The sequence below is a fragment of the Streptomyces milbemycinicus genome (genome assembly GCF_002154605.1).
Lineage (GTDB): Bacteria > Actinomycetota > Actinomycetes > Streptomycetales > Streptomycetaceae > Streptomyces > Streptomyces milbemycinicus.
The window spans coordinates 1-1,068 of sequence record NZ_MUNE01001067.1 but is presented as its reverse complement, the minus strand read 5'-3'; the positions used below and the strand labels follow the sequence as shown (position 1 = coordinate 1,068).

At 61.1% G+C, this 1,068-nt stretch carries 1 protein-coding gene; it reads left to right on the top strand.

Going from position 1 to position 1,068, the window contains the following annotated elements:
* Positions 1-560 precede the first annotated feature (560 nt).
* Positions 561-1,068, top strand: a 508-nt coding sequence (locus CCN51_RS51020; protein WP_245881880.1) for an acyltransferase family protein, incomplete at its 3' end; no start/stop codon positions are given.

Below are 1,068 nucleotides of genomic sequence, written 5' to 3'. Positions count from 1 at the left end.
GCGCACGTGTCGGCTTCCGCGTACGGCGGGTGAGGGGGTGGCGACCATACGGTCGAATCGCGAGATTACGCCCGAAAGAAGGGCATCGCTCAGCCCTGACAACACAGGATCAGCCCGCAACGGACCGGCCACAGAAAGGCGAGGAACAACGTCGTCGCAGACAAAGGGAATAACTGCGCCCTTGCATCTTTCCCCCGTAACTCCGGCCACAGTGTGACCTGAAACCCCGCGGTCGCAAAATATCCCGAAAACGAACTCACCTGTTCACTCTTACAACCGACGGCAACGCTACTCAGACCGACAGCACGAGGCAATGAACGCAGTGTGATAATCCACCCGCCCCAGGGAACGGAGCGTGACTCCGATCTGCCCTCTTCGGTCAAGTGCAGCAACAAAGGGCCGAAGCTCGGAATTCTCCGCCGAATACGGATACTCGGCGCAATCAAGGGACCATGTATTCGGCACACTTCTGTCCAATACCTGGGGGCTCGGCGCGAGTTGGCGATTTCTACCCGTCGCCAGGGGCAGACGAATTATGGTACTCGTGGTGCACTCGGCCGGTGAGCGCGGAATCCTGCAATCCGGTCCAGCCCGGCCAGGCCGATATCGCCAGGTATTCCTTCACGAAAGGCAGTTCACTCGAAAAAGCCTCGTCGGGGCCGGTTTGCCTGATTCACCTGTTCTGGCTTCTTCGCATCAAGGAGGCAAGGAACCCCATGTCCGACGAGCTGTCGTACCGCCGTCTGCCGTCGTTAACAAGCTTGCGTTTCATCTTGGCCTGCCCCGTCATCTGGTACCACGTCAGCTACGTTTCGGGGATCTTCGACGGTTCCCTGCACAAGTCGCTCGCTATCGTCTCGCCGTTTGCCGCGGGGGCCGTGAGCGCCTTCTTCATCCTCTCCGGGTTCGTGGTGACCTGGGTGTACAGACCCGGCGACCGGCCCGCCTCGTTCTGGCGGCGCCGCTGGTGGAAGATCGTCCCCAACCATCTACTCGCCTGGACGGCGACCCTGGTGCTCTTCGCCGTCGCCGCCAAACAGATGCCCATGCCGTCGCCGCCCGGAGACG